This is a genomic window from Klebsiella pneumoniae (genome assembly GCF_000742135.1).
GTDB classification, from domain to species: domain Bacteria; phylum Pseudomonadota; class Gammaproteobacteria; order Enterobacterales; family Enterobacteriaceae; genus Klebsiella; species Klebsiella pneumoniae.
Map to the genome: position 1 here is coordinate 1,072,720 of NZ_KN046818.1, position 21,598 is coordinate 1,094,317.

Genomic DNA, 21,598 nt, shown 5'->3' on the forward strand with positions numbered 1-21,598 from the left:
AGTCGGTTTTGTGTTGATTCAAGTCTGCCTGCCGTCAGGTATTGAATTTTCGGGTTGCCACGTTCCTGATACGCTCAGGGTCGGTATGCTCAGTAAAGAGTGTTCTTCCCGTGTCGAGAGACTGAATTGAACGCATTTCTTCATCACTCAAAGAAAAATTGAAAACATCGAAGTTTTCACGCATACGCTCGGGCTTTACTGACTTAGGTATGACCACAATTCCGCGCTGAATTAACCAGCGAAGCACAACCTGAGCCACACTTTTGTTGTGCGCGCGGGCGATAGGCAGTAGAACAGGATGGGTGAATATTTGATTTTTACCTTCCGCAAAAGGCGCCCACGATTCAGGCTGAACACCAGATGCTTTCATAAATTCAGCATTATTAATTTGTTGATGGAAAGGGTGTGTCTCGACCTGATTGACAGCAGGAACAATGCGGCTGAAGGTTATTAAGTCAGTTAGTCGGTCGGGAGCAAAATTACTCACGCCAATTGCACGAATTAAACCTTCTTCATAAAGTTCCTCCATCGCACGCCAGGAGCCAAATACATCTGAATAGGGCTGATGAATCAGGTAAAGATCCAGATAGTCGAGCTTGAGCCTTTCAAGGGAGCGGAAAAATGCTTTGCGCGTATTTTCGTAACCTGCATCCTGAACCCACACTTTGGTTGTTATAAATAACGCTTCACGCGAGACGTCACTGCGAGCAATTGCCGCGCCAACGGCCTCTTCGTTTTCATAGGCCGCAGCCGTATCAATAAGTCGATAACCTGCTTTTATGGCATTAAAAACAGCGGCTTCGCATTCGTGAAGGTCTACCATCTGGTAGACGCCAAAGCCGAGTAAAGGCATTTTAACGCTGTTGTTGAGAGTAGTGTAGAGCATCAATATTCTCCTTAATGGGGAGGAACGTTGTGTGTGTTACATCAATGGCAGCTATTGTAATGTACCTTTTTTGGCTTAATAATAATGTAAAGTCTATTTTTCTTTACTAAGAGTCCAATGGATCCCTTTTCTGATATCTTAAACCTGCTCTCTGCTACGAGTTATACAACTGCCGGTCTTTCTACAGGCAACAACTGGGCAATGACATTTCCGGGGTTTCATGGGTTCAAATTTATTGTTGTCAGAAAAGGATCTTTTTTGTTTCGGCTCGAAGACGAACTGACATGGAAGACATTAGGTGTTGGTGAAGGGGTCATTCTCACCAGAAAAATGAGATTTGTGATGGCAACCAACCGGGAATGCGCGCCATTAGAATCTACCGAAGAGAAAAGACCCCGCGTTCGCGAAACCATCAATTACGGCGGAGATGACAACATACTGATCGCTGGAAAAATGGAGATCGATCTCGTTTCATCTGAGCTTTTACTACAAGAATTGCCTGAAACAATCTTCTTTCAAACCCAGCCTGATGAGCCTACCGGGCTTAGCCCACTGATGAAGTTGTTATTTATAGAAAAGCTTTCAAACCGACCGGGTGCATCTCAGGCATGTAATCATCTGATGCACCTGATTATGATTGAAGCGCTACGTGCCTGGTATGAAAGCAGCTCCACTTCCCATAAGGGAATTCTCAAAGCATATAAAGACCCGCGGATTGTTGCAGCGCTTAATGCCATACACAACGAACCAGAAAAAAACTGGCGGCTGCATGAATTAGCGTCCACAGCCGGTATGTCGAGGGCTGGATTTAGCAAAACATTCAGTGGCCTGACCGGGCAGACCCCGATTGGTTATGTAACAAACTGGCGCATGCTGCTTGCAAGTAAAATGCTTCGCTTAGGAAACAGAAGCGTCAAAGACATCGGTTTCAGTTTAGGTTATCAGTCAGAAAGTATTTTTAGCTCAGCTTTCAAGCGTATCTATGGGCTATCGCCTAAAACTTATAGAGCAACAATGCGTTGCTTATGAAACTAGCTTCGCTGTAATAATTCTTAGTTGATCTCTATCGCATAATTGCAACGTCCGCACCTGGCACAAAGCAGACATTAAGACTTACAGCATCGGGAAGCTTCTCGATGCCGCGTCAGCGGCATGGAGGCGCCAGATGAGGTTACATGTGTCTGTGGAGTGAAATGGCGCCGAAAGCCCGGCGTAGCCGGTTGCCGGGCTATAAATTCTGCCACCCTCCCCCCTGCCCTGATTAGCTTTAACCCGCTAACAGCAATGAAGAAGTTAAAGTAATCCCTTTTAACCCCGGTGAGCGGGCTTTACGGCGTTTACGACGTAAAGGGCGTGATTTCCGGGGCCTTAGCGGCGGCAGCTTGCTGCTGACGCTTAGGGGGATGTTCTTCAATTAATTCAGCGACAGCAGGGAACTTAACACGGTAGCTTGATTTCGCCGGGTGGCGGCTGCGCCTTACCCGGCCTACAGCCCCAAATCACAACTGGCGCTGGGGCTGCTGAAACTGCCGGGGCTGGCGGCCTCAACATCGCTGAGACGTTCCCGGAAGGCCGGGGCAGCCCGCATGGATGCGGGCTGAGGGCCGTGTTTTGCACGGACGCTGCCTCGGCCCGACCCGAAGCCTGCAGGGAAAAGTCGAAGGTACCGCGCAGCGGCGATGTTGCTGGCCGGAGCCCGGGGGTACAGGGGGCGGCGGCGACTGGCCGCCCCCTGTGCGCTCCCTGCGCCATGAATGACATAACGCAGAAGAAATATTGGGAGCGCAATCTGCCCGGAATTAACACAGAAGCTGTAGCCCTGCCAGACGCAGCGCGAACAGGGAAATATTCAGTTGTGACGTTATTTCGCCGGGTGGCGGCTGCGCCTTACCCGGCCTACAGGATCCACTCACAGGCTCACACCCCGTAGGCCCGTGCAAGCGCGCCGCCGGGCAACAGTATCCGGCCCCCTCCCCTACTTCGCCAGACTGGCAAAGCGAGCGAAGACCGCATCAAAAATCGCCAGCCCTTGCGCCACCTGCTCAGCAGTAATGGTGCACGGCGGCACCACGTGAATGCGGTTCTCCACCACAAAGGCCAGCAGCCCGGCTTCGGTCAGGGCCCCTTTGATCGCGGCCATGTCGGCGGCGGTCAGCGGCGTTTTTTGTTCACGGCTGCTCACCAGCTCCAGCGCCTGGAACAGGCCGCGACCGCGCACCTCGCCGATAATGGCGTACTTCTCCGCCAGCGCCTCGAGACCGGGGCGCAGCACCTCGTTGCCGATAGAGGCCGCGTTCTCAACCACCTTCTCCTCTTTCATCGCGTCGATGGTGGCGACAATCGCCGCCATCGCCAGCGGATGGCCGGAGTAGGTCAGCCCCCCGGCAAAGAAGTGGTCGTCAAAGTAGCGGGCAATCGGCTCGCTAATCAGCACCCCGCCCGCCGGCACGTAGCCGGCGTTAACCCCCTTGGCAAAGGTCACCAGATCCGGCACCACGCCATCCTGCTCGAAGGCGAACCAGCTGCCGGTGCGGCCAAAGCCGGCCATCACCTCATCGAGGATCAGCACGATGCCAAACTCGTCGGCCAGGGCGCGCACGCCCTGCATATAGCCTGCCGGCGGCACGAGGATCCCGGCGGTGCCGGGGATGGACTCCAGCAGGATCGCCGCGATGGCCGTCGGCCCCTCGCATTCAATGATCCGCCGCAGATGCGCCAGCGCGCGCTGGCACTCCTCTTCCTCAGTCGCGGCGTTGAACTCGCTGCGGTAAAGGTAGGGGTTGAAGAAGTGAACGTGGCCGCGGGAGAACTCATTCGGCACCCGGCGCCAGTCGCCGGTAGCGGCGATCGCGCTGCCGGTGTTGCCATGATAGGAACGATAGGCCGACAGCACCTTGTCGCGCCCGGTATAGAGCCGCGCCATGCGAATCGCGTTCTCATTGGCATCCGCCCCGGCGTTAGTGAAGAACACCTTACTGAAGCCCGCCGGCGCCAGGTCGACGATGCGCTTCGCCGCTTCTCCGCGGGCAAGGTTGGCGGTGGCGGGCGCGATGGTGACCAGGGTCTCCAGCTGCGCCTTTATGGCCGCCAGTACCCGGGGGTGCTGATAGCCAATGTTGACGTTCACCAGCTGGCTGCTGAAATCGAGCCAGGTGTTCCCCTCATAATCCCATAGCTCGCAGCCTTGCGCCCCGGCGATGACCAGCGGGTTGAGATTGCCCTGCATCGACCATGAATGAAACACATAGGCGCGATCTAATTGCCGAACTTCGTCATTGCTTACCGCGACCTCGTTGTGAATTGCCAGCTTCATACCCTGCCCTCTCTCATGTCGTAGTGGTTGGCTTCATCATTGGCCTTGGCCGCGCAAATCGGATAGAGCCAGTGCGCGCATAACGATGTGACACGGTGTCACATCCCCGCCCGTCGTCTGGCCCTGTGCCTTGTCGTCCGGCGTTTTTATAGTGAAGGGACAACCGCACAGGAGAATGAGATGGCAACGAGCAACGTAGTGTTTATCACCGGGGCGACCTCGGGTTTTGGCGAAGCGGCAGCGCAGGTGTTTGCCGACGCGGGCTGGTCGCTGGTGCTGAGCGGGCGCCGCTATCCGCGACTGAAGGCCTTGCAGGACAGACTCGCCGCCAGGGTGCCGGTGCATATTATTGAGCTTGACGTTCGTGACAGCGAGGCGGTGGCTGCCGCCGTGGCGTCTCTGCCCGCCGATTTCGCCGATATCACCACCCTGATCAACAACGCCGGGCTGGCGCTGTCGCCGCTGCCGGCGCAGGAGGTGGCGCTGGAGGACTGGAAAACGATGATCGACACCAACGTCACTGGTCTGGTGACGATGACCCACGCCCTGCTGCCGACGCTGATCCGCCATGGCGCCGGGGCGAGCATTATCAATATCGGCTCGATCGCCGGGCAGTGGCCCTATCCCGGCAGCCATGTGTATGGCGCCAGCAAGGCGTTTGTGAAGCAGTTCAGCTATAACCTGCGCTGCGATCTGCTTGGCACCGGCGTGCGGGTCACCGATCTGGCGCCGGGGATTGCCGAGACCGAATTTACCCTGGTGCGAACCAAAGGCGACCAGGCGGCATCGGATAAGCTCTATCGCGGCACCACGCCGCTGAGCGCGCGCGATATCGCCGAGCAGATGTTTTATATCGCCACGCTGCCGGCGCATATGAACATTAACCGGGTGGAGGTGATGCCGGTGCGTCAGGCGTGGCAGCCGTTCGCTATCGACCGGGATTAAGCGAAACCCGACGCATCCCCTGTCGGCGATACCGGCAGGGGATGCAGGCCGGACTAACGGCTGCTTTGCAGAAACTGCCTGACGCGTTCGGAGTCAGGCTGAGTGAAGAACTTCTCCGGCGGCGCCTTCTCAATCAGCAGTCCCTTCTCCAGAAACACCACCTCATTGGACACCTGGCGGGCAAAATCCATCTCGTGGGTCACCACCACCATGGTGTAGCCCTCGGCGGCAAGGGCTTTCATTACCCCCAACACCTCATTAACCAGCTCCGGATCCAGCGCCGACGTCGGTTCATCGAAGAGAATAACTTCCGGCGACATCGCCAGCGAACGGGCGATCGCTACCCGCTGCTTCTGTCCGCCGGAGAGAGTGATCGGGTAGACATCGGCTTTGTGCGCCATGCCGACTTTCTCCAGCTGCTGCATGGCCATGGCGTTCGCCTCGTCTCGTTTCATGCCCTTAACGCGCAGCAGCGCCTCGCTGACGTTCTGCTGCACGGTCAGGTGCGGCCACAGGTTAAAACTCTGAAAGACCATCCCCACCCGCTCGCGAATTTTGGCCAGCTGGCGGTGCGACATCGCCCGGCCGCGCTGTTCATCAATCCCCAGTCGCTGACCGCCGATATGAATTTCACCGCGGTCCGGCTGTTCCAGCCAGTTCATACAGCGCAACAGGGTGGATTTTCCCGACCCGGACGAGCCGAGAATACTCACCACGGTCCCCTTCTCCACCGTCAGGTTAATATCCCGCAGGACTTCCACATTATCGAACTGTTTGGAGACGTTTTTGACGCTTACGGCAATAGACTCAGGCATGGCTCATTCCTCTTTTGGCTCCCCAGGCGGTCAGGCGCTTAATCAGCAGCTCCAGCAGAATGCTGATCGCCCAGTAAAGCCCAATGGCGACGATAAAGGCGTTAAACGGAATAAAATAGGTCGCCTGGACGCTGTTGGCGGCGGCGGTGATCTCCTGAACGGTAATAATGCTCAGGAAAGCGGTGTCCTTCAGGCAAATAATCAGCTGATTGCCGATCAGCGGTAAGGCGGAAGAGACGATATTGGGTAAAATAATCCGCCGAAAAATGGCATAGCGAGAAAAGCCCTGAGCAATTGCCGCTTCAATATATCCGCCGGAAAATACCCGCCGCTGGCTGCGCAATATTTCAAAGAAATAGGCGCCATGATAAATAATCAGGGCCAGTAAACCGGCGGTCCACGGCTCCATGCTAATACCGAGCTGCGGCAGTCCGTAATACAGAAGATAAGCGAGGATCAAAAAAGGGATCGCGCGCATCAGGCTGACGAAACCAATAATAATCCGGTTAATCACTTTCTTTTGATATTCGCTAAAATAACACAGCACAATACCGATAATCAGCGCCGCCAGGGCGGCGGTAATAAACAGTTCGAGGGTCGCGAATAACCCGGCAATAAAGCTATCGCGAACCGACCAGATAACGCCCCACTGATTCATAATGCCTCCCGTTCCTAGCGCGCCAGACGCCTGGCTTTACGTTCCGCGATACCCTGCAGCTTCAACAAACAGCCGATGATCGCCACATACAGCAGGCCGGCGGCGAGGATCGGCGACAGCGGCTCGTAGGTGACCGAGGAGATACGGTTGGTGACCCGGGTGAGATCCACCACGCCAATCACGGCGATCGCCGGGCTACCTTTGATCAAAAAGGACATCTCATTGACCAGCGCCGGCAGGCTCTCGATCCACATCTGCGGCAGCATGATGTAGCGGAAGTAGGTCCAGCGGCGCATCCCTACCGACTCCGCCGCCTCCCGCTGTTCGCGCGGAAAGGTGCGGAAGGCATTGCGCCAGATCTCAGCGTTAAACGCCGACGTGTTAAGCGTCAGCGCCACGATGGCGGCCACGTTCTTGTCGAGGTTAATGCCCATCGTGGGCAGGGAAAGGAACAGAAATAGCACCAGCGTCACCAGCGGCGTCGCGCGGGCCAGACTGATATAGACCACCAGCAGCTGGTCGATCACCGGCAGGCGCAGCATCCGTACCAGGGCGATCAGCAGGCCAGCCACCACCCCGAAGGCGATAGCGATGGCCGAAATCCAGAGGGTCGTCCATGCGCCTTCGATTAATAACTGCCAGGAAATTGCATCCATGAGGCCCTCCTTCTCAACAACAGGCGGCGGTCGCCCGCCGCGGAATATTACAGTCCGGCGAGTTTGTGAAACTGTTCCGGGCTGGTGATCGCCTCGGTCGGCAGGTTGTCATAGGTTTCGCCGAACCATTTTTTCTGCAGCTCGGCGAGCTTGCCGGTCTCCTTCATGTGGTTCATAAACCTGGTCATATAGGCCAGCAGCTGCGGCGAGTTTTTCGGGATCGGCCACGCCATATACCCCGGTCCGGAGACGGCCAGCCCTTTGGCGAAGACCTTCGGTTTGGCTTTCGCCAGGTCGTTTACCGAGATCACCACGTTAATCACGTAATCCAGTCGCTTGTTCGCCAGGTCGGCGTAGGCTTCCGGATAGGAGGGATACTCCACCACCGGCCCCAGCTTGCCGCCGGTCTTCTCCAGCATCGCCTTCAGCTCCGGCAAACGCGCCAGCAGCGCGCTCCCGGCCTGTAACCCCACTTTTTTGCCGCTGAGATCGGCAATGGTATTTAGCGAGGTATCGCCAGCGCGTTTGACGAAATAGTGCTGCGCGGAGGCCCACGGTGGGGTGAAATCAAAGACCTTCAGCCGCTCATCGGTAATAACCGCCCCGGTTAAGGCCATATCGTATTGCCCAGTGGAGACAGCCGCTAATAATCCGGTCCACGGTAATATGCTCTGGTCGACATGGAATTTTGCGTACTTACGTAATTCCTCAAGCATATCTTTGTTAAAGCCATCAGCCTGGCCATTATTCATAAAGTTAAACGGCGCATAATCATCTTCCGTCGCCACTTTCAAGGTGCCGGATTTTTCTATTTCCGGAAGATCGGCCGCGACGGCGTGATAAGAAAAAGCGACCGTTAATACAGCGCTCAGACACATTGATGCCAATGATTTTTTCATTATTTCACCCCTGATGGATTGGCCAGACGGGTTCATTCCAGAACGCGAAAAGGTTTCTGCAAAATAGTGGCCGGGGACGTTCCGGTCCACGGCGGCTGAATACGTTTTTAATGTGGGAGCGTTTTTCAATTCCGTATAGAGCCAGATGGGCCGCATCGCTGTGTCAGATGGCGGCAGGGTGGTATGGAATTTGCTGAGTGTAACGGGTGGTCGCAATGCGTTATTGCCAGAGGAGCCCCGTATGATCCGTCACCTGTTACACGTTGATTTTCAGCCTGGCCGCGGTTTGCAGGAACAGGTGCGAGAGACGCTGGTGAATGCCATTCTCAGCGGGATCTTCGCCGCCGACACCCCGCTGCCCTCCTGTCGCCAGCTGGCCAGCCAGCTTCGCGTCTCGCGTAACACCACCGCGCTGGTGTTTGAAAGTCTGGTCAACGAGGGCTACCTGATTAGCCGCCCACGCAGCGGTTACTACCTGCATCCCGACTATCATGAAGCTTCGCCTGCCGCCGTCGAGAGTGCACCGCAGCGCGAAGCGGCTGCACCACGCTGGGGCGACCGGCTGCAGATGACCCCCAGCCAGCAGGAGTCGATCCTCAAACCGGCGGGCTGGATGCACTACCGCTACCCGTTTATCTACGGCCAGCCCGATACCCGGCAATTCCCGCTGGCCACCTGGCGCTCGGCGGCGAACTGGCTGCACGGCGGGGTGCGCGACCCGGCGTGGGTCATCGACCATATTGACCAGGATGTGCCGATGCTGATCGAGCAGATCCGCACCCGGGTGCTGCCCAAGCGCGGCATTGTCGCCGCGCCGGATGAAATTCTCATCACCCTTGGCTCGCAAAATGCGCTCTACCTGCTGACCCGACTGCTGCTCTCTTCCACCACCCGCATTGGCGTCGAAAACCCCTGCTTCCGCGAAGCCATCAACACCTTTCTGCTCGCCGACGCCGAGGTGGTGCCGCACCCGGTGGATGAAGAGGGGATCGTGCTTAATGAGCGTCCCTGCGATTACTACTATGTCACACCAGGCCATCAGGTGCCCACCGGGGTGACCATGAGCAGTGCGCGGCGTCGCCAGCTGCTGGAGCATGCCGCCCGCCATGACGCGGTCATTATTGAAGATGATTATGACTCGGAGAGTAACTTTACCCTCAACCCGCTGCCGGCGCTGAAGGCCAGCGATCGCAGCGGCCGGGTGGTGTATGTCAGCAGCCTGTCAAAAGCGCTGTCACCGGGGCTGCGGTTGGGGTTTATGGTCGCCGACCCGGACCTGATCGACGAGGCGCGCGCCCTGCGCCGGCTGGTCTATCGCCATCCGCCGACCAACATTCAGTACCAGATGGCCCACTTCCTTGCCCAGGGCCATTATGAAACCCATCTGCGGCGCTACCACTATGACTCCGCCCAGCGCTGGGAGCGTCTGCACGCCGCCCTGCAGCGCTATCTGCCGTCGTGTCGCGCGCTGGCGGGGAGCGAACATGCTAACGCCTTCTGGCTGCAGACCCCGGCGCAGATCAACACCCAGCAGCTCACCTGGCGCGCCGCCCACGCCGGCGTGCTGATTGAGCCCGGGGCGCGCCATTTTCTCAGCGCCGCGCCGCCGGATAACTATTTTCGCATGGGATTCCACGCCATTAACCCCGACGCCATCGCCCAGGGGGTGGAGGTCCTGCGCGGCCAGCTGGAGCAGATGGGTTAGCGGTATTGTTCATACTCAACGGCGTCGCGCACGCTGAGCAGCGCCGGGCGCAGGCTGTCGAAAGGCACCGATCCGAGCGCAATGCGCAACGCCTGCGGGATCGTGGCGGAGACGCAGAACGGCTCGGCGGTCGACACCGAAATACGGCGTTCCATCAGCGCATTCGCCAGCCGATCGGCCCGGCTCTCTTCACCCAGCGGCAGCCAGACGAAGTACGAATCGGGATGACTGACGACGGGAAGCCCACAAAGCACCTCGCGGGCCACCTGCTGTCGCTGTCGCGCATCCTGGCGTTTCTGCGTTTCAAAGCGCGCCACCGTGCCATCTTCAATCCAGGCGCAGATCAGCGAACTTATCAGCGTCGGCGTATTCCACGTCGTGGCCCGGATGGCGCGCTCAATCTCCGGCCGATAGCGCGGCGGAGAAATCACCACCCCCACGCGCAGTCCGGTGGCGATATTTTTTGAAAATCCGGTGACATACACCGTTCTTTCCGGCGCATAGCTGACCACCGGCGGCGGCGGACGGCTCACCAGCCGGGCATAGGCGGCATCTTCAATAATCAGCAGATCGTGCTGGCGCGCAAGATCGGCCAGCGCCTGCCGCTGACCGGTGTTGAGCACCCAGCCCAGCGGATTGTGCAGCGTCGGCATGGTATACACCGCCCGCACCCGCCGCTGCTGGCACAGCGTCTGAAGCGCCTGAAGATCCGGTCCCTCCGGCCGACAGGGGATCGCCGCCAGCTCCAGATGATACAGCGCCGCCAGAACCTTGAAGCCCGAATAGGTCAGCGCATCCACCGCCACCACATCCCCCGGACGTAACAGCCCCATGACGGTCACCGCCAGCCCGTGCTGTGCGCCGTTGACGATCAGGACATTTTCCGCGTCCGGCGCAAAGTGCTGGCAGGTCAAATGGCGGGCGATAATGTCCCGCTCGGCAAGCCGCCCGGCGTGAGGCTGATAGCGCAGATGCGAGTCAATATCGCCCGCCATCGCCAGCTGCCTGAGCGCCTCGCGCAGCGCATCGCCTTGATCCGGCAGCGAAGGGTAGTTGAAATTGAGATCCACGACATCGGCGGCCACCACCTGCTGATCGACCCCATGCCCCGGCGGCAGCGAGAGGTCGCGCACGAAGGTGCCGCGGCCGGTTTCGCCGCTGACCAACCCCATCTCTTCCAGTTCACGATAGACGCGCGTGGCGGTGGCCAGCGAGATGCGCTCCCCGGCGGCAAGGGTACGGTGCGTCGGCAGACGGCTGCCGGCGGGCAGCTGCCCGCTGCGGATCGCCTGCGCATATCGATCGACAACGGCTTTATATCGGGCTTTCATCGTGAAATGTATCTATGACAATAATTTGATTGTATTAGATTGGCCACATTACCATCGCCGCTGACGATGCTCAAGCGGGCGCAGCCCAATCAGATAACGCGAGGTTAACGTGGTAGATTCAGCACTGGATAAATCGGCGCCCGGTCCCTGGTCCGGATGGCTTCATGGTTTACTGGGGGTGATCATTTTCAGCGGTTCGCTGCCCGCGACGCGGCTGGCGGTGCAGGATATGGATCCGTTGTTATTGACCTTTCTGCGCGCCTCTATCGCCGGGCTGCTTGCCATCGCGCTGCTGGTGGGCTTTCGCCAGAAACGCCCGCGCCTGGCGCAGCTTGTGTCCCTGATCATCGTCTCATCCGGGGTGGTGCTCGGCTTTCCGCTACTCACGGCGCTGGCCCTGCAGCGCATCACCTCGGCGCATTCGATTGTGTTTATTGGCCTGCTGCCGCTGATGACCGCCCTCTTTGGCGTACTGCGCGGCGGCGAACGCCCGCGGCGGGCTTTCTGGATCTTTTCGCTGCTGGGCAGCCTGCTGGTGGTGGGATTCGCCCTGACGCAAAATGCGGCGGCCTCGCTCAGCGGCGATCTGCTGATGCTGGCGGCGGTTATCGTCTGCGGCCTCGGCTATGCGGAAGGGGCGAAGCTGACGCGGGAGCTCGGCGGCTGGCAGGTGATCTGCTGGGCGCTGGTGATTGCCCTGCCGTTGATGCTCCCCGCCTCGCTGCTGGTTCAGCCCGCCTCCTGGCATGCCATCTCGGCCTCCTCCTGGGTCGCGCTCGGCTATGTGTCGCTGTTCAGCATGCTGATCGGCTTCATCTTCTGGTACAAAGGGCTGGCCGCGGGCGGGATCGCCGCCGTCGGCCAGCTCCAGCTATTACAGCCGTTCTTCGGGCTTGGCCTGTCGGCGGCGCTGTTGCACGAAACCGTTAGCCCCTTGATGCTGGCGGTCACGCTGGGCGTGGTGCTGTGCGTGGTGGGCTCGCGCAAATTTGGCCGCCAGCGGGTTAGCGAAGAGAACGGGGGCAACAATTGACCTGACGCGTCGCCTAATATCGCGGGATGCGGCGCGAGGCGAATGGATAAGCTGCGTAGCAAAGCCAACGTAAATGTGTGACGGGTATATACTTCAGGGAACACATCGACCGGGAGAGACTATGCCTTTAGCCGATTTTCACCGCTCCGATCCTTTTACCCTCGGTATCGAACTGGAGCTGCAGGTGGTGAACCCGCCGGGTTACGACCTCAGCCAGGATGCCTCGACGCTGATTGCCGACGTCCAGCATGAGCTGACCGTGGGAGAAGCCAAACATGACATCACCGAGAGCATGTTGGAGATCGCCACCGGGGTGTGCCGCGACATCAGCCATGCGCAAATCCAGCTCAGCGCCATCCAGCAGGCGGTCCAGCGCGCGGCGCTGCGCCATCATCTGCAGATCTGCGGCGGCGGTTCCCATCCCTTTCATGCCTGGCAGCGCCAGCAAATCAGCGATAACCCGCGCTATGTCAAAACCGTCGAGCATTTTGGCTATCTGGCACAGCAGGCGACGGTCTTTGGCCAGCATGTGCACGTCGGCTGCCAGAGCGGCGACGACGCCATCTATCTGCTGCATGGCCTGTCGCGCTTTGTACCGCACTTCATCGCCCTTAACGCCGCCTCACCGTGGTTTGACAGCACCGACAGTCGCTTCGCCTGTTCGCGCCTGAACCGCTTCTCCTCCTATCCCGACAACGGTCCGATGCCGTGGGTGGCCGACTGGCAGGGGTTTCGTCGCCTGTTCCGCCAGCTGAGCTACACCAGCATGATCGATAGCATGAAGGATCTGCACTGGGATATTCGCCCCAGCCCGCAGTTTGGTACCGTCGAGGTGCGGGTGATGGACACCCCCCTGACCCTTGCCCAGGCGATCCACATCGCCGGCTTTATTCAGACCCTGGCCTGCTGGCTGTTGACGGAGCGTCCTTTTAAGCACCAGCCTGATGATTATCTGCTGTACCCCTTTAACCGCTATCAGGCCTGCCGCTACGGGCTGGACGGGACCCTCACCGACGTGCGCAGCGGGGAGCAGCGCAGCATCCGCCAGGAGATCCTGCAGCTCGCCGACCGGCTGGCCCCTTTCGCCCATCAGCTGAAGGCGACGGCAGCGCTGGAGGCGGTGGTTCGTCAGGCGAAATCGCCGCACAGCGAGGCGCAGCAGATGCGCGACTTTATCGCCAACGGCGGTTCGCTTTCCGGGCTGGTGCAAAAACACTGTGAGATTTGGGCGGCATAAGGCAGCGAGGCGGGTATACTCGGCGCAGACTATAGAAAGGACTGCCCATGTTATTACGTTGCCTGCTCCCTCTGGCGCTGCTGCCCCTGGCCGCCGTCGCCAGCGCCGCCTGTACCCTCACCGACCCGACGCTGACCCTGCAGAGCTATCGGGTGGATGCGCAGAAAGAGCGCATTGCGATGTACTGGCAGGATCGGCACGGCAAAGCCTGGGGTTCCCTGCGTTCGCTGCTGGCGGGTATCGATGGCGACGGCCGGGTGCAGATGGCGATGAACGGCGGCATTTACGATAAGGCCTACGCGCCGCTGGGGCTGTATATCGAAGACGGCAAACGGCTGACGCCGGTAAACCGCTCCGCCGGCGGCGGGAACTTCTTTATCCGCCCCGGCGGCGTATTCCTGGTGGAAAACGGCCGGGCGAAAATCGTGCCGCTGCCGGCGTACAAACCCTCTCCCGCCATCCGCTATGCGGTGCAGTCCGGCCCGATGCTGATTGAAAATGGCGTCATCAACTGGCGACTGAAGCCCTCCGCCAGTTCGCGCAAGCTGCGCAACGGGGTTGGTATCGATAAGCAGGGCCGGGTGGTATTTATGCTCAGCGATCGCGAGACCAACTTTTACGATTTTGCCTGCTATGCGCAGTCAAAGCTTGGCGTGCGGCAGATGCTTTATCTCGACGGCACCCTGTCGAAGATGTACCGCAAAGGCGGCAGCGTGCCGTGGCAGTATCATCCGTTCGTGACCATGATAACGGTGGAGAGAAAATAGCGGGCGCGTTTGGGGGCGGCCATTCCAGCCAGGAGAGTGAATAAATTAACGACAGGCCGGGCAAGGTATTGCCGCCGTGCCCGATGTCCTTGCCCGGTGGCGCTGCGCTTACCGGGCCTACAGAGTATGTTCGCTATGGTGTGGCTCCTGAAATCTACGGGCGTGCAGCAGGGCTGATTCCCGCTGAAATCAGCGAACCGGAGGTCGGCAGATAAGGCGGGGTTCACGCCCAAACGCAACGTGAACGCAAAACCCACCCTCACCCTCCCCCTCTCCCAAAGGGAGAGGGGACCGCCCGGTAGTCGTTGCAGCCTGGAGTATCCCCGTTACCGACCGGTAGCGCCGCGCTTAGCCCCGCCGATGCGCCCACTCACGCATACGCTGAAACAGTACATACAGCGAGGGGATAAACAGGATGCCAACCATCGTCGCCACCAGCATCCCGCTGAATACCGTGGTGCCGATGATCCGCCGGCTCTGCGCCCCGGCGCCGGTGGCGAGCATCATCGGCATGATGCCGATAATAAATGACACCGCGGTCATCATTACCGCGCGGAAGCGGCGGGTAGCCCCCTCGCGCGCAGCGTCGACTATCGACAGCCCCTCCTCGCGCCGGCTGCGGGCGAACTCAACGATCAGAATCGCATTCTTCGCCGCCAGGGCGATCAGCAGCACCAGCCCTATCTGAACATACACATCGTTGGCATAGCCCGCGGTCCACAGCCAGAGCAGCGCTCCGCCGATGGCGAACAGCACCGAGAGCATGACGCTCGCCGGCAGCGTCCAGCTCTCATACTGCGCCACCAGGAACAGCCACGCCATCGCCACCGCCGCCAGCACGATCCACACCGCCTGATTACCGGTCTGCTGCTCCTGCCAGGAGATCCCGCTCCAGGCATAGTCATATCCCGGCGGTAGATGGGCCTGCAAAATCTGCTCCATGGCCGCCATCGCCGTGCGGCTGCTGACCCCCTCGGCCGCTGAACCGCTCACCGACACGGACGGGAACTGATTGTACTGCTGAATAAACGGCGCCCCCACCGTCGGCGTAATGGTGACCAGATTGCTCAGCCGCACCCGCTCGCCGTCGCGGCTGCGGACGTACAGCTCGCTAATCTGCTCAGCCCGCTCGCGCCACTGCATCTCATTTTGCATCACCACATGATAGACACGATTGTTACGGCTGAAATCGCCGGCGCGCGTGCCGCCGAACGCCGTCTGCAGGCTGCTGAAGATCTGCGCCACCGGCACATCCAGCAGCGCCGCCCGGTCGCGGTCAACCGTCAGGGTCAGCTGCGGCACGTTGCTGCTCCAGGTGGTAAACACCCGGCTCAGCTGCGAATGCTGGTTCGCCAGTTGGAGGATCTCCCGCGTCACCTGCTCCAGCTCCGCCGACGACTGACCGGCCTGCGCCAGGATGCGCAGATCAAACCCCGAGGCATTGCCCAGGCCCGGCAGGGTCGGCGGTGCGAAGGTCATGATCGTCGCCTCCGGTAGCGACAGCAGCTGGCGCTGAATATCCGCCATCACCGCATCCAGCGGCGGCCGCTGATGCCAGTCCTTGAGCATTACCGAGATAAACCCGCCGTTAGAGGCGCTGGTGCCGTTGAGAATGTTGAACCCGGACACCTGAATCACATCCTCCACCGCCGGGTTAGCCATCAGCAGCTTGCGCGCCTGGGTCATCACCGCTTCGGTACGCTCCAGCGACGCCGCCTCCGGCAGCTGCACGCTGGCAAACAGGTAACCCTGATCTTCCTGCGGCAGGAAGCCTTTCGGCATCGAGGTGAAGCTGAACGCCACCAGCGCGCCTGCCGCCACCGTCGCCGCCAGCGCCAGCCAGGGACGGCGGTTCATCCAGCCTACCAGCCGGCCATAGCCGTCGCGGGTGCCGTCGAGAAGACGGTTAAACGCCCGCCACACCGCCGCTGGCCGGGCAGGACGCGGGCGCAGCAGCAGCGCGCAGAGGGCCGGCGTCAGGGTTAGCGCCACCAGGCTCGACAGGGCCACCGCGGTGGAGAGCGTCACGGCAAACTGCCGGTACAGCTCGCCGACGATCCCCGGGAGCAGCGCCACCGGCACAAACACCGCCAGCAGCACCAGGGTCGTGGCGATCACCGGCCCGGCGATCTGCCGCAGCGCCTGGGCGGTGGCCTGCAGGCGATCCAGCCCTTCCGCCATTTTGGTTTCCACATTCTCCACCACCACAATGGCGTCATCCACCACCATCGTCAGGGCGAGAATGATCGCGAACAGGCTGAGGGTGTTGGCGCTGTAGCCCAGCAGATAGAGCACCGCAAAGGTGCCGATCAGTGACACCGGGATCGCCAGCACTACGATCAGCGTCGCCCGCCAGCTCTGCAGAAACAGCGACACCACCACGACCACCGCCAGCAGGGTCAGCGCCAGCGAGACGCCGATCTCTTTGATCGTCGCCGCCACAAAGCGGGTGGTATCAAACTTCACCTCCCAGGTGAGATCCGCCGGAAAGCGAGTGTGCAGGCGGTTAAGCTCCGCACGCACTGCGCTGGCGACCTGCAGGGCGTTGGCGGTGGGCGTCGGATAGATCCCCAGATAGGCCGACGCTTTACCGTTCAGCTGGGCGCCGGAGCTGTAGCTGCGGGCGCCCAGCTCAATGGTCGCCACGTCGGCGAGGCGCACCAGCTGCCCCTGCGCGCCGCGGCGGATAATAATCTCGCCAAAGCTGGCCGCCTCGTTCAGTCGCCCCAGCCCGTTGATGGTCAGCGTCTGCTGCTGGCCGTTAAATACCGGCGGGGTGCCCACCTGCCCCGCCGCGCCCTGCACATTCTGCTCGCGCAGCGCCTGGGCGACATCATCCGTGGTGATGTTGAGCGCGTTCATGCGGTCCGGGCGCAGCCAGATACGCATGCTGTAATCCCGGGCGCCAAACATCTGCACCTCGCCGACGCCGGGCAGGCGGGCCAGCGCCTCGCGCACCTGGGTGCTGGCGTAGTTGCTGACAAACAGCGGCGACAGCGTGCCCAGCGGCGAGTAGAGGCTTACCCCCATAAGCAGATTGCTGGCGCGCTTGCGCACCTGGACGCCATTCTGCTGCACCTCCGCCGGGAGCTGCGCCAGCGCCTGCGCCACCCGGTTTTGCACGTCGATCGCCGCCAGGTCGGCATCGGTGCCCGCCGCGAAGGTTATGCTCAGGCGGTACGTCCCCTCATCCGAGCTGGTGGACTCCATATACAGCATATGATCGACGCCGTTGAGCTGGGTCTCCAGCGGGGCGGCGATGGCTTCCGCCACGTCTGACGCGCTGGCGCCCGGCCAGCTGGCGCTGACGTTCACCACCGGGGGGGTGATCGCCGGGTACTGCTCCACCGGGATCAGCTTCAGCGACACCGCGCCGACAAAGGTCAGCAGCAGCGCGATCACCATGGCAAATCGCGGACGACGGATAAAAAAGGCCAGCATCCCTTCTCCTTAGCTAGTTCAGCACCTGCACCGCGGCGCCTTCGCGCAACCGCTGCGCGCCGTCGGTGATCACCTGCTCGCCCGTCTGCAGCCCTTTCTCGACCGCAAACTGCTGCCCCTGCTGCCCCGCGAGGGTCAGACGACGCTGCCCGGCGGTGTGGTCCGGCTTCAGCACCCAGCTGAAAAAGCCCTGCGGATCCTGCTGCACGGCGGCGGCCGGGACCATCACCCGCGACGGCAGTTCCTGCGGACGGAACAGGATCGTCACGCTGCCGCCCGGCAGCAGACGGTGCTGCGGATTGGCAAACTCGGCCCGCACCGCTACGCTGCCGGTGCGGGCGTCGATCCGGTTATCGATAGAGGTCAACACCCCGTCGCGCCGTTTACCATCAACCTCAATCTGCGCCAGCCACGCCTGCTTCAGAGCGTGGATATCGGCGTGCTGGCCGGTTTTGCTGAAAAACGCGGCTTCGTCGAGGGCGAACGAGACCCGCACCGGATCCAACTGCACAATGTCCACCAGCACGCCGCTGGACGGATTGACCAGCGTCCCGACGTGAAAGGCGCTATGGCCCACGCGACCGGTCACCGGCGCCGCAATCCGGGTGTAGCTGAGCACAATCTGCTGGGCCTCGACGCGGGCTTTGGCCTGCTGTACGGCAGCGGCGGCGACGTCGCGCTGCATCCGGGCCGTATCGACGTCGTTGCGGCTGATGGAGTGGTTGTTGATAAGCCGCTCGTAGCGAGTGAGCAACTGCTGCGACTGACGTAATGAGGCTTCGGCGCTTTTCAGCTCGGCCTGCGCCAGGGCCAGCGCCGCGCGGGGCTGCGCGTCGTCGAGGGTAAACAGCAGGTCGCCTTCGGTAACATACTGCCCGTCCTGGAAGTGGCGCTGAACAATCACCCCTTCGGTGCGCGCGCGAATGTCGACGGCGCGGATCGCCTCGACCCGCCCGGGGATAGCGCGTTCTTCAGCATGAGGAGCCAGTTCAACCGTGGCGACGCGGACCGGCACCGCCGGCGCGGCGGTCGCCGTCAGGGCGCCGCCGACCAGACCGCAGGCCAGCAGAGCAAAGCGGAAGGTTTTAATCATAGAGGATCCTTGCGACAGTAACGCGCGCCTGCAGCGAGGCGCGCGAGATTGTTCAGGCCGTTTTGCGGAACCGGCGCGTCAGACGCTTCTCGATTTCCACCACCAGGAACATGGCGACGCCGATGACCAGAGTGACAAACCAGTAGCGCAGCGGCAGCGCTTCCGTACCAAACATGCTCTGCATCAGCGGGACATAGATAATGACCAGCTGCATCAGCAGCAGGACGCCGGTCACCAGCCAGATGCCTTTGTTGCGCAGCAGACCCATGCTCAGGGAGAAGCTGTCGCTGCTGCGGCAGTTGATCATGTAGACCCACTGCGCCGTCACCAGCATCTGCAGCAGCACGGTGCGGATAAACTCCGGACTGTGGCCGCGCGGTGCCAGCCAGGCCTCAAGGATAAAGGCGGCAATCGCGATCATCGACCCGACGAAAGCCACTCGCCACACGGCGAAACCATCCATCACATGCTGGCCGGTTTTACGCGGCGGACGGTTCATCACGTTGCGCTCTGCGGCCTCAAAGGCCAGGCCGAAGGAGAGCGTCGCCGACGTCGCCATGTTCATCCACAGGATCAGCACCGGGGTCAGCGGAATAATGTTCCCCGCCAGCAGGGCGATGATGATCAGCAACCCCTGCGCCAGGTTGGTCGGCATGATGAAGAGGATGGTCTTCTTCAGGTTGTCATAGACCCGACGGCCCTCTTTTACCGAGCTGGCGATGGTGGCGAAGTTATCATCGGTCAACACCATGTCGGCCGCCTCTTTGGTGACTTCGGTGCCTTTGATACCCATGGCGATACCCACGTCGGCCTGGCGCAGCGCCGGCGCGTCGTTGACGCCGTCGCCGGTCATGCCGACCACTTCGCCGTTATCCTGCAGGGCTTTAACCAGGCGCAGCTTATGCTCCGGGCTGGTACGGGCAAAGATGTCGTACTCCACCGCCGCCTTCGCCAGCGCCGCATCGTCCATGTGCTCCAGCTGGTAGCCGGTCATGGCCTGGCTGCTGTTGGTGATCCCCAGCATCTGGCCGATGCTCATCGCCGTCTGCGGGTGGTCGCCGGTGATCATTTTCACGCGGATGCCCGCGGTCTGGCAGGCGTGGATGGCGTCAATGGCTTCCGGACGCGGGGGATCCATCATCCCGGCGATGCCGAGGAAAATCAGTCCCTCCTGCAGGTCCTCATGGTTGAGGGTGGTGGCATCAAGGCTGGCCGGCTTACAGGCCGCCGCCACCATCCGCAGTCCCTGACGGGCGAAGCGCGCCATCTCCTCTTCCCAGTACTGCGCCTCGAACGGCACCGCGCCGTGGCGGCTCATCTGCTCGCGGCACATGGCGAAGATAACGTCCGGCGCACCGGTGATCAGCACCCGGGCATTGCCATCGATGTGCTGCAGGGTCGACATATATTTGTACTGCGAGTCAAAGGGGATCTTGGCCACCAGACGGGCCTCCACCGCCGGGAGCTGCGCTTTCGCCGCCAGCACTTTAAGCGCCCCTTCGGTCGGCCCGCCGGTGATCCCCCACAGACCGCGCTCATCCTGGGTAAGCTGGCTGTCGTTACACAGGTCGATGGTGCGCAGCCAGGTCTCCAGCACGGTGCCGGGCTGAACCTGCACGGGCTCATCGCTCCCCTCGAGGAAGATCCGCCCCTGCGGCTCGTAGCTGTCGCCTTCCACCCGATAGCAGCAGTCGGCGGTGATGATCGCTTTGACGGTCATTTCGTTCATCGTCAGGGTGCCGGTTTTATCCGAGCAGACCACGGTCATGGCGCCGAGGGTTTCCACGGTCGGCAGCTTACGAATAATCGCCCGCTTGCGCGCCATCGTCTGCACGCCGAGCGACAGAATAATCGAGATGATCGCCGGCAGTCCTTCCGGTACCGCGGCTACCGCCAGGCTAATCAGCGACAGCAGCAGCTCGCCCATCGGGATATCCCGCAGCGCGAGGCTGAAGATAAACAGCGCCACCATCATGGCGAGAATAATGGCGAAAATCGCTTTGCCGAGCTTATCCATCTGCACCAGCAGCGGGGTACGGTGCTTCTCAATACCCGCCATCATCTGGTTGATATGGCCGAGTTCGGTCTGTGCACCGGTGGCGGTCACCACGCCGACGCCGCCGCCGGCGCTGACGGTGGTCCCGGAGAAGACCATGTTCACCCGGTCGCCCAGCGGCAGATCGCCCTCCAGCGCGTCGGTGATTTTATCCACCACCGTCGACTCGCCGGTGAGGATCGCCTCTTCCACCCGCAGGTTGTGGGTTTCAATCAGGCGCATATCCGCCGGCACGCGGTCGCCGGCGCGCAGGATAACGATATCCCCCGGAACCAGGTCGCGCGTCGGGATAGTCTCATGCTTGCCGTTACGCTGGACGCGGGCATCGCTGGAGAGCATGTTGCGGATCCCCTGCAGCGATTTTTCGGCGTTACTCTCCTGGATATGGCCGATCAGGGCGTTAATCACCGTCACGCCGAGGATCACCAGGGTATCGACCCAGTGCCCCATGATGGCGGTCAGCGCCGCGGCGGCCAGCAGCACGTAAATCAGTACGTCGTTAAAGTGGGCGAGAAAGCGCAGCCAGCCCGGTTTGCCTTTCTTTTCCGGCAGCGCATTCGGCCCACAGGTATTCAGGCGCTCGGCGGCGTCTGCGGAACTTAACCCAGCGGCCTGGCTTTTGGTCTGCGCCAGCACTGCGTCAACGGTCTGCTGCCAGACCTGCCGTGGCGCGGTGTCGCCCGAGGGCGTCGTAAACTTTGGGTTATTCATCTTGGTCAATTTACATTTTCCTTATAAATTCCGTGAGTCGGAAAGCCTGAAA

The 21,598-nt window shown here is 60.7% G+C and carries 16 protein-coding genes; 6 read left to right on the forward strand and 10 right to left on the reverse strand.

Features of this window, described 5'->3' with window-relative positions:
• Nucleotides 1-34 precede the first annotated feature (34 nt).
• Complete coding sequence (locus DR88_RS19960; protein ID WP_004214563.1) at nucleotides 35-886, reverse strand: aldo/keto reductase; 852 nt, start codon at nucleotides 884-886, stop codon at nucleotides 35-37.
• A 117-nt stretch (nucleotides 887-1,003) separates the two neighbouring features.
• On the opposite strand from DR88_RS19960, the gene DR88_RS19955 reads away from it, so the two are divergent.
• Nucleotides 1,004-1,915, forward strand: a complete 912-nt coding sequence (locus DR88_RS19955; protein ID WP_004147492.1) for an AraC family transcriptional regulator — start codon at nucleotides 1,004-1,006, stop codon at nucleotides 1,913-1,915.
• A gap of 946 nt (nucleotides 1,916-2,861) precedes the next feature.
• On the opposite strand, the gene DR88_RS19950 is transcribed toward DR88_RS19955, so the two are convergent.
• A complete protein-coding gene (locus DR88_RS19950; RefSeq protein WP_004147490.1) occupies nucleotides 2,862-4,199 on the reverse strand; it encodes an aspartate aminotransferase family protein in 1,338 nt (445 codons plus the stop codon).
• A 180-nt stretch (nucleotides 4,200-4,379) separates the two neighbouring features.
• On the opposite strand from DR88_RS19950, the gene DR88_RS19945 reads away from it, so the two are divergent.
• A complete protein-coding gene (locus DR88_RS19945; protein WP_009485410.1) occupies nucleotides 4,380-5,144 on the forward strand; it encodes an SDR family NAD(P)-dependent oxidoreductase in 765 nt (254 codons plus the stop codon).
• A 53-nt stretch (nucleotides 5,145-5,197) separates the two neighbouring features.
• On the opposite strand, the gene DR88_RS19940 is transcribed toward DR88_RS19945, so the two are convergent.
• The 4 genes from DR88_RS19940 to DR88_RS19925 are packed head-to-tail and all read right to left on the reverse strand — an operon-like array spanning nucleotide 5,198 to nucleotide 8,172.
• Nucleotides 5,198-5,959 (reverse strand): amino acid ABC transporter ATP-binding protein, encoded by a 762-nt coding sequence (locus DR88_RS19940; protein WP_004142516.1) that lies wholly within the window; start codon nucleotides 5,957-5,959, stop codon nucleotides 5,198-5,200.
• A complete protein-coding gene (locus tag DR88_RS19935; RefSeq protein ID WP_025861764.1) occupies nucleotides 5,952-6,617 on the reverse strand; it encodes an amino acid ABC transporter permease in 666 nt (221 codons plus the stop codon). Before DR88_RS19935 ends, DR88_RS19940 begins: the two co-directional genes overlap by 8 nt.
• A 14-nt stretch (nucleotides 6,618-6,631) precedes the next feature.
• Nucleotides 6,632-7,273, reverse strand: coding sequence for an amino acid ABC transporter permease (locus tag DR88_RS19930; RefSeq protein WP_002893187.1), 642 nt, complete (start codon nucleotides 7,271-7,273; stop codon nucleotides 6,632-6,634).
• A 47-nt stretch (nucleotides 7,274-7,320) separates the two neighbouring features.
• The gene (locus tag DR88_RS19925; RefSeq protein WP_004178926.1) at nucleotides 7,321-8,172 is read right to left on the reverse strand and encodes a transporter substrate-binding domain-containing protein; all 852 of its coding nucleotides are present in this window, start codon (nucleotides 8,170-8,172) and stop codon (nucleotides 7,321-7,323) included.
• 241 nt (nucleotides 8,173-8,413) lie between these two features.
• On the opposite strand from DR88_RS19925, the gene pdxR reads away from it, so the two are divergent.
• Nucleotides 8,414-9,877, forward strand: a complete 1,464-nt coding sequence (gene pdxR, locus DR88_RS19920; protein WP_004176948.1) for a MocR-like pyridoxine biosynthesis transcription factor PdxR — start codon at nucleotides 8,414-8,416, stop codon at nucleotides 9,875-9,877.
• Here the strand turns inward: pdxR and DR88_RS19915 are convergent.
• Nucleotides 9,874-11,208: an aminotransferase-like domain-containing protein gene (locus tag DR88_RS19915; RefSeq protein WP_004147486.1), complete on the reverse strand. Its 1,335-nt coding sequence runs from the start codon at nucleotides 11,206-11,208 to the stop codon at nucleotides 9,874-9,876. The genes pdxR and DR88_RS19915 overlap by 4 nt on opposite strands.
• 124 nt (nucleotides 11,209-11,332) lie before the next feature.
• Between DR88_RS19915 and DR88_RS19910 the strand changes: the two genes are divergently transcribed.
• From DR88_RS19910 to DR88_RS19900, 3 genes are all read left to right on the forward strand, one after another.
• A complete protein-coding gene (locus DR88_RS19910; RefSeq protein ID WP_032444010.1) occupies nucleotides 11,333-12,241 on the forward strand; it encodes a DMT family transporter in 909 nt (302 codons plus the stop codon).
• A 121-nt stretch (nucleotides 12,242-12,362) separates the two neighbouring features.
• Nucleotides 12,363-13,478 carry a YbdK family carboxylate-amine ligase gene (locus DR88_RS19905; protein WP_004176954.1) on the forward strand — a complete coding sequence of 372 codons (1,116 nt, stop codon included), beginning with the start codon at nucleotides 12,363-12,365 and terminating at the stop codon, nucleotides 13,476-13,478.
• Nucleotides 13,479-13,525: 47 nt separating this feature from the next.
• The gene (locus DR88_RS19900) at nucleotides 13,526-14,245 is read left to right on the forward strand and encodes a phosphodiester glycosidase family protein (protein WP_004176956.1); all 720 of its coding nucleotides are present in this window, start codon (nucleotides 13,526-13,528) and stop codon (nucleotides 14,243-14,245) included.
• 348 nt (nucleotides 14,246-14,593) lie between these two features.
• Here the strand turns inward: DR88_RS19900 and DR88_RS19895 are convergent, their stop codons facing one another.
• From DR88_RS19895 to DR88_RS19885, 3 genes are read right to left on the reverse strand one after another with little or no spacing between them, the layout of a single operon-like run.
• On the reverse strand, nucleotides 14,594-17,686 hold the full coding sequence (locus DR88_RS19895; RefSeq protein WP_032443802.1) for an efflux RND transporter permease subunit: 3,093 nt from the start codon (nucleotides 17,684-17,686) through the stop codon (nucleotides 14,594-14,596).
• Between the two features lie 13 nt (nucleotides 17,687-17,699).
• Nucleotides 17,700-18,779, reverse strand: coding sequence for an efflux RND transporter periplasmic adaptor subunit (locus DR88_RS19890; RefSeq protein WP_004147482.1), 1,080 nt, complete (start codon nucleotides 18,777-18,779; stop codon nucleotides 17,700-17,702).
• Between the two features lie 52 nt (nucleotides 18,780-18,831).
• On the reverse strand, nucleotides 18,832-21,555 hold the full coding sequence (locus DR88_RS19885; protein WP_019704896.1) for a cation-transporting P-type ATPase: 2,724 nt from the start codon (nucleotides 21,553-21,555) through the stop codon (nucleotides 18,832-18,834).
• Between the last annotated feature and the right edge of the window lie 43 nt (nucleotides 21,556-21,598).

Excerpts from the sequence above, each read along its gene's own strand:
- DR88_RS19960 (WP_004214563.1), bottom strand. The coding sequence starts at position 886 with ATGCTCTACACTACTCTCAACAACAGCGTTAAAATGCCTTTACTCGGC.
- DR88_RS19955 (WP_004147492.1), top strand. The coding sequence starts at position 1,004 with ATGGATCCCTTTTCTGATATCTTAAACCTGCTCTCTGCTACGAGTTAT.
- DR88_RS19950 (WP_004147490.1), bottom strand. The coding sequence starts at position 4,199 with ATGAAGCTGGCAATTCACAACGAGGTCGCGGTAAGCAATGACGAAGTT.
- DR88_RS19945 (WP_009485410.1), top strand. The coding sequence starts at position 4,380 with ATGGCAACGAGCAACGTAGTGTTTATCACCGGGGCGACCTCGGGTTTT.
- DR88_RS19940 (WP_004142516.1), bottom strand. The coding sequence starts at position 5,959 with ATGCCTGAGTCTATTGCCGTAAGCGTCAAAAACGTCTCCAAACAGTTC.
- DR88_RS19935 (WP_025861764.1), bottom strand. The coding sequence starts at position 6,617 with ATGAATCAGTGGGGCGTTATCTGGTCGGTTCGCGATAGCTTTATTGCC.
- DR88_RS19930 (WP_002893187.1), bottom strand. The coding sequence starts at position 7,273 with ATGGATGCAATTTCCTGGCAGTTATTAATCGAAGGCGCATGGACGACC.
- DR88_RS19925 (WP_004178926.1), bottom strand. The coding sequence starts at position 8,172 with ATGAAAAAATCATTGGCATCAATGTGTCTGAGCGCTGTATTAACGGTC.
- pdxR (WP_004176948.1), top strand. The coding sequence starts at position 8,414 with ATGATCCGTCACCTGTTACACGTTGATTTTCAGCCTGGCCGCGGTTTG.
- DR88_RS19915 (WP_004147486.1), bottom strand. The coding sequence starts at position 11,208 with ATGAAAGCCCGATATAAAGCCGTTGTCGATCGATATGCGCAGGCGATC.
- DR88_RS19905 (WP_004176954.1), top strand. The coding sequence starts at position 12,363 with ATGCCTTTAGCCGATTTTCACCGCTCCGATCCTTTTACCCTCGGTATC.
- DR88_RS19900 (WP_004176956.1), top strand. The coding sequence starts at position 13,526 with ATGTTATTACGTTGCCTGCTCCCTCTGGCGCTGCTGCCCCTGGCCGCC.
- DR88_RS19895 (WP_032443802.1), bottom strand. The coding sequence starts at position 17,686 with ATGCTGGCCTTTTTTATCCGTCGTCCGCGATTTGCCATGGTGATCGCG.
- DR88_RS19890 (WP_004147482.1), bottom strand. The coding sequence starts at position 18,779 with ATGATTAAAACCTTCCGCTTTGCTCTGCTGGCCTGCGGTCTGGTCGGC.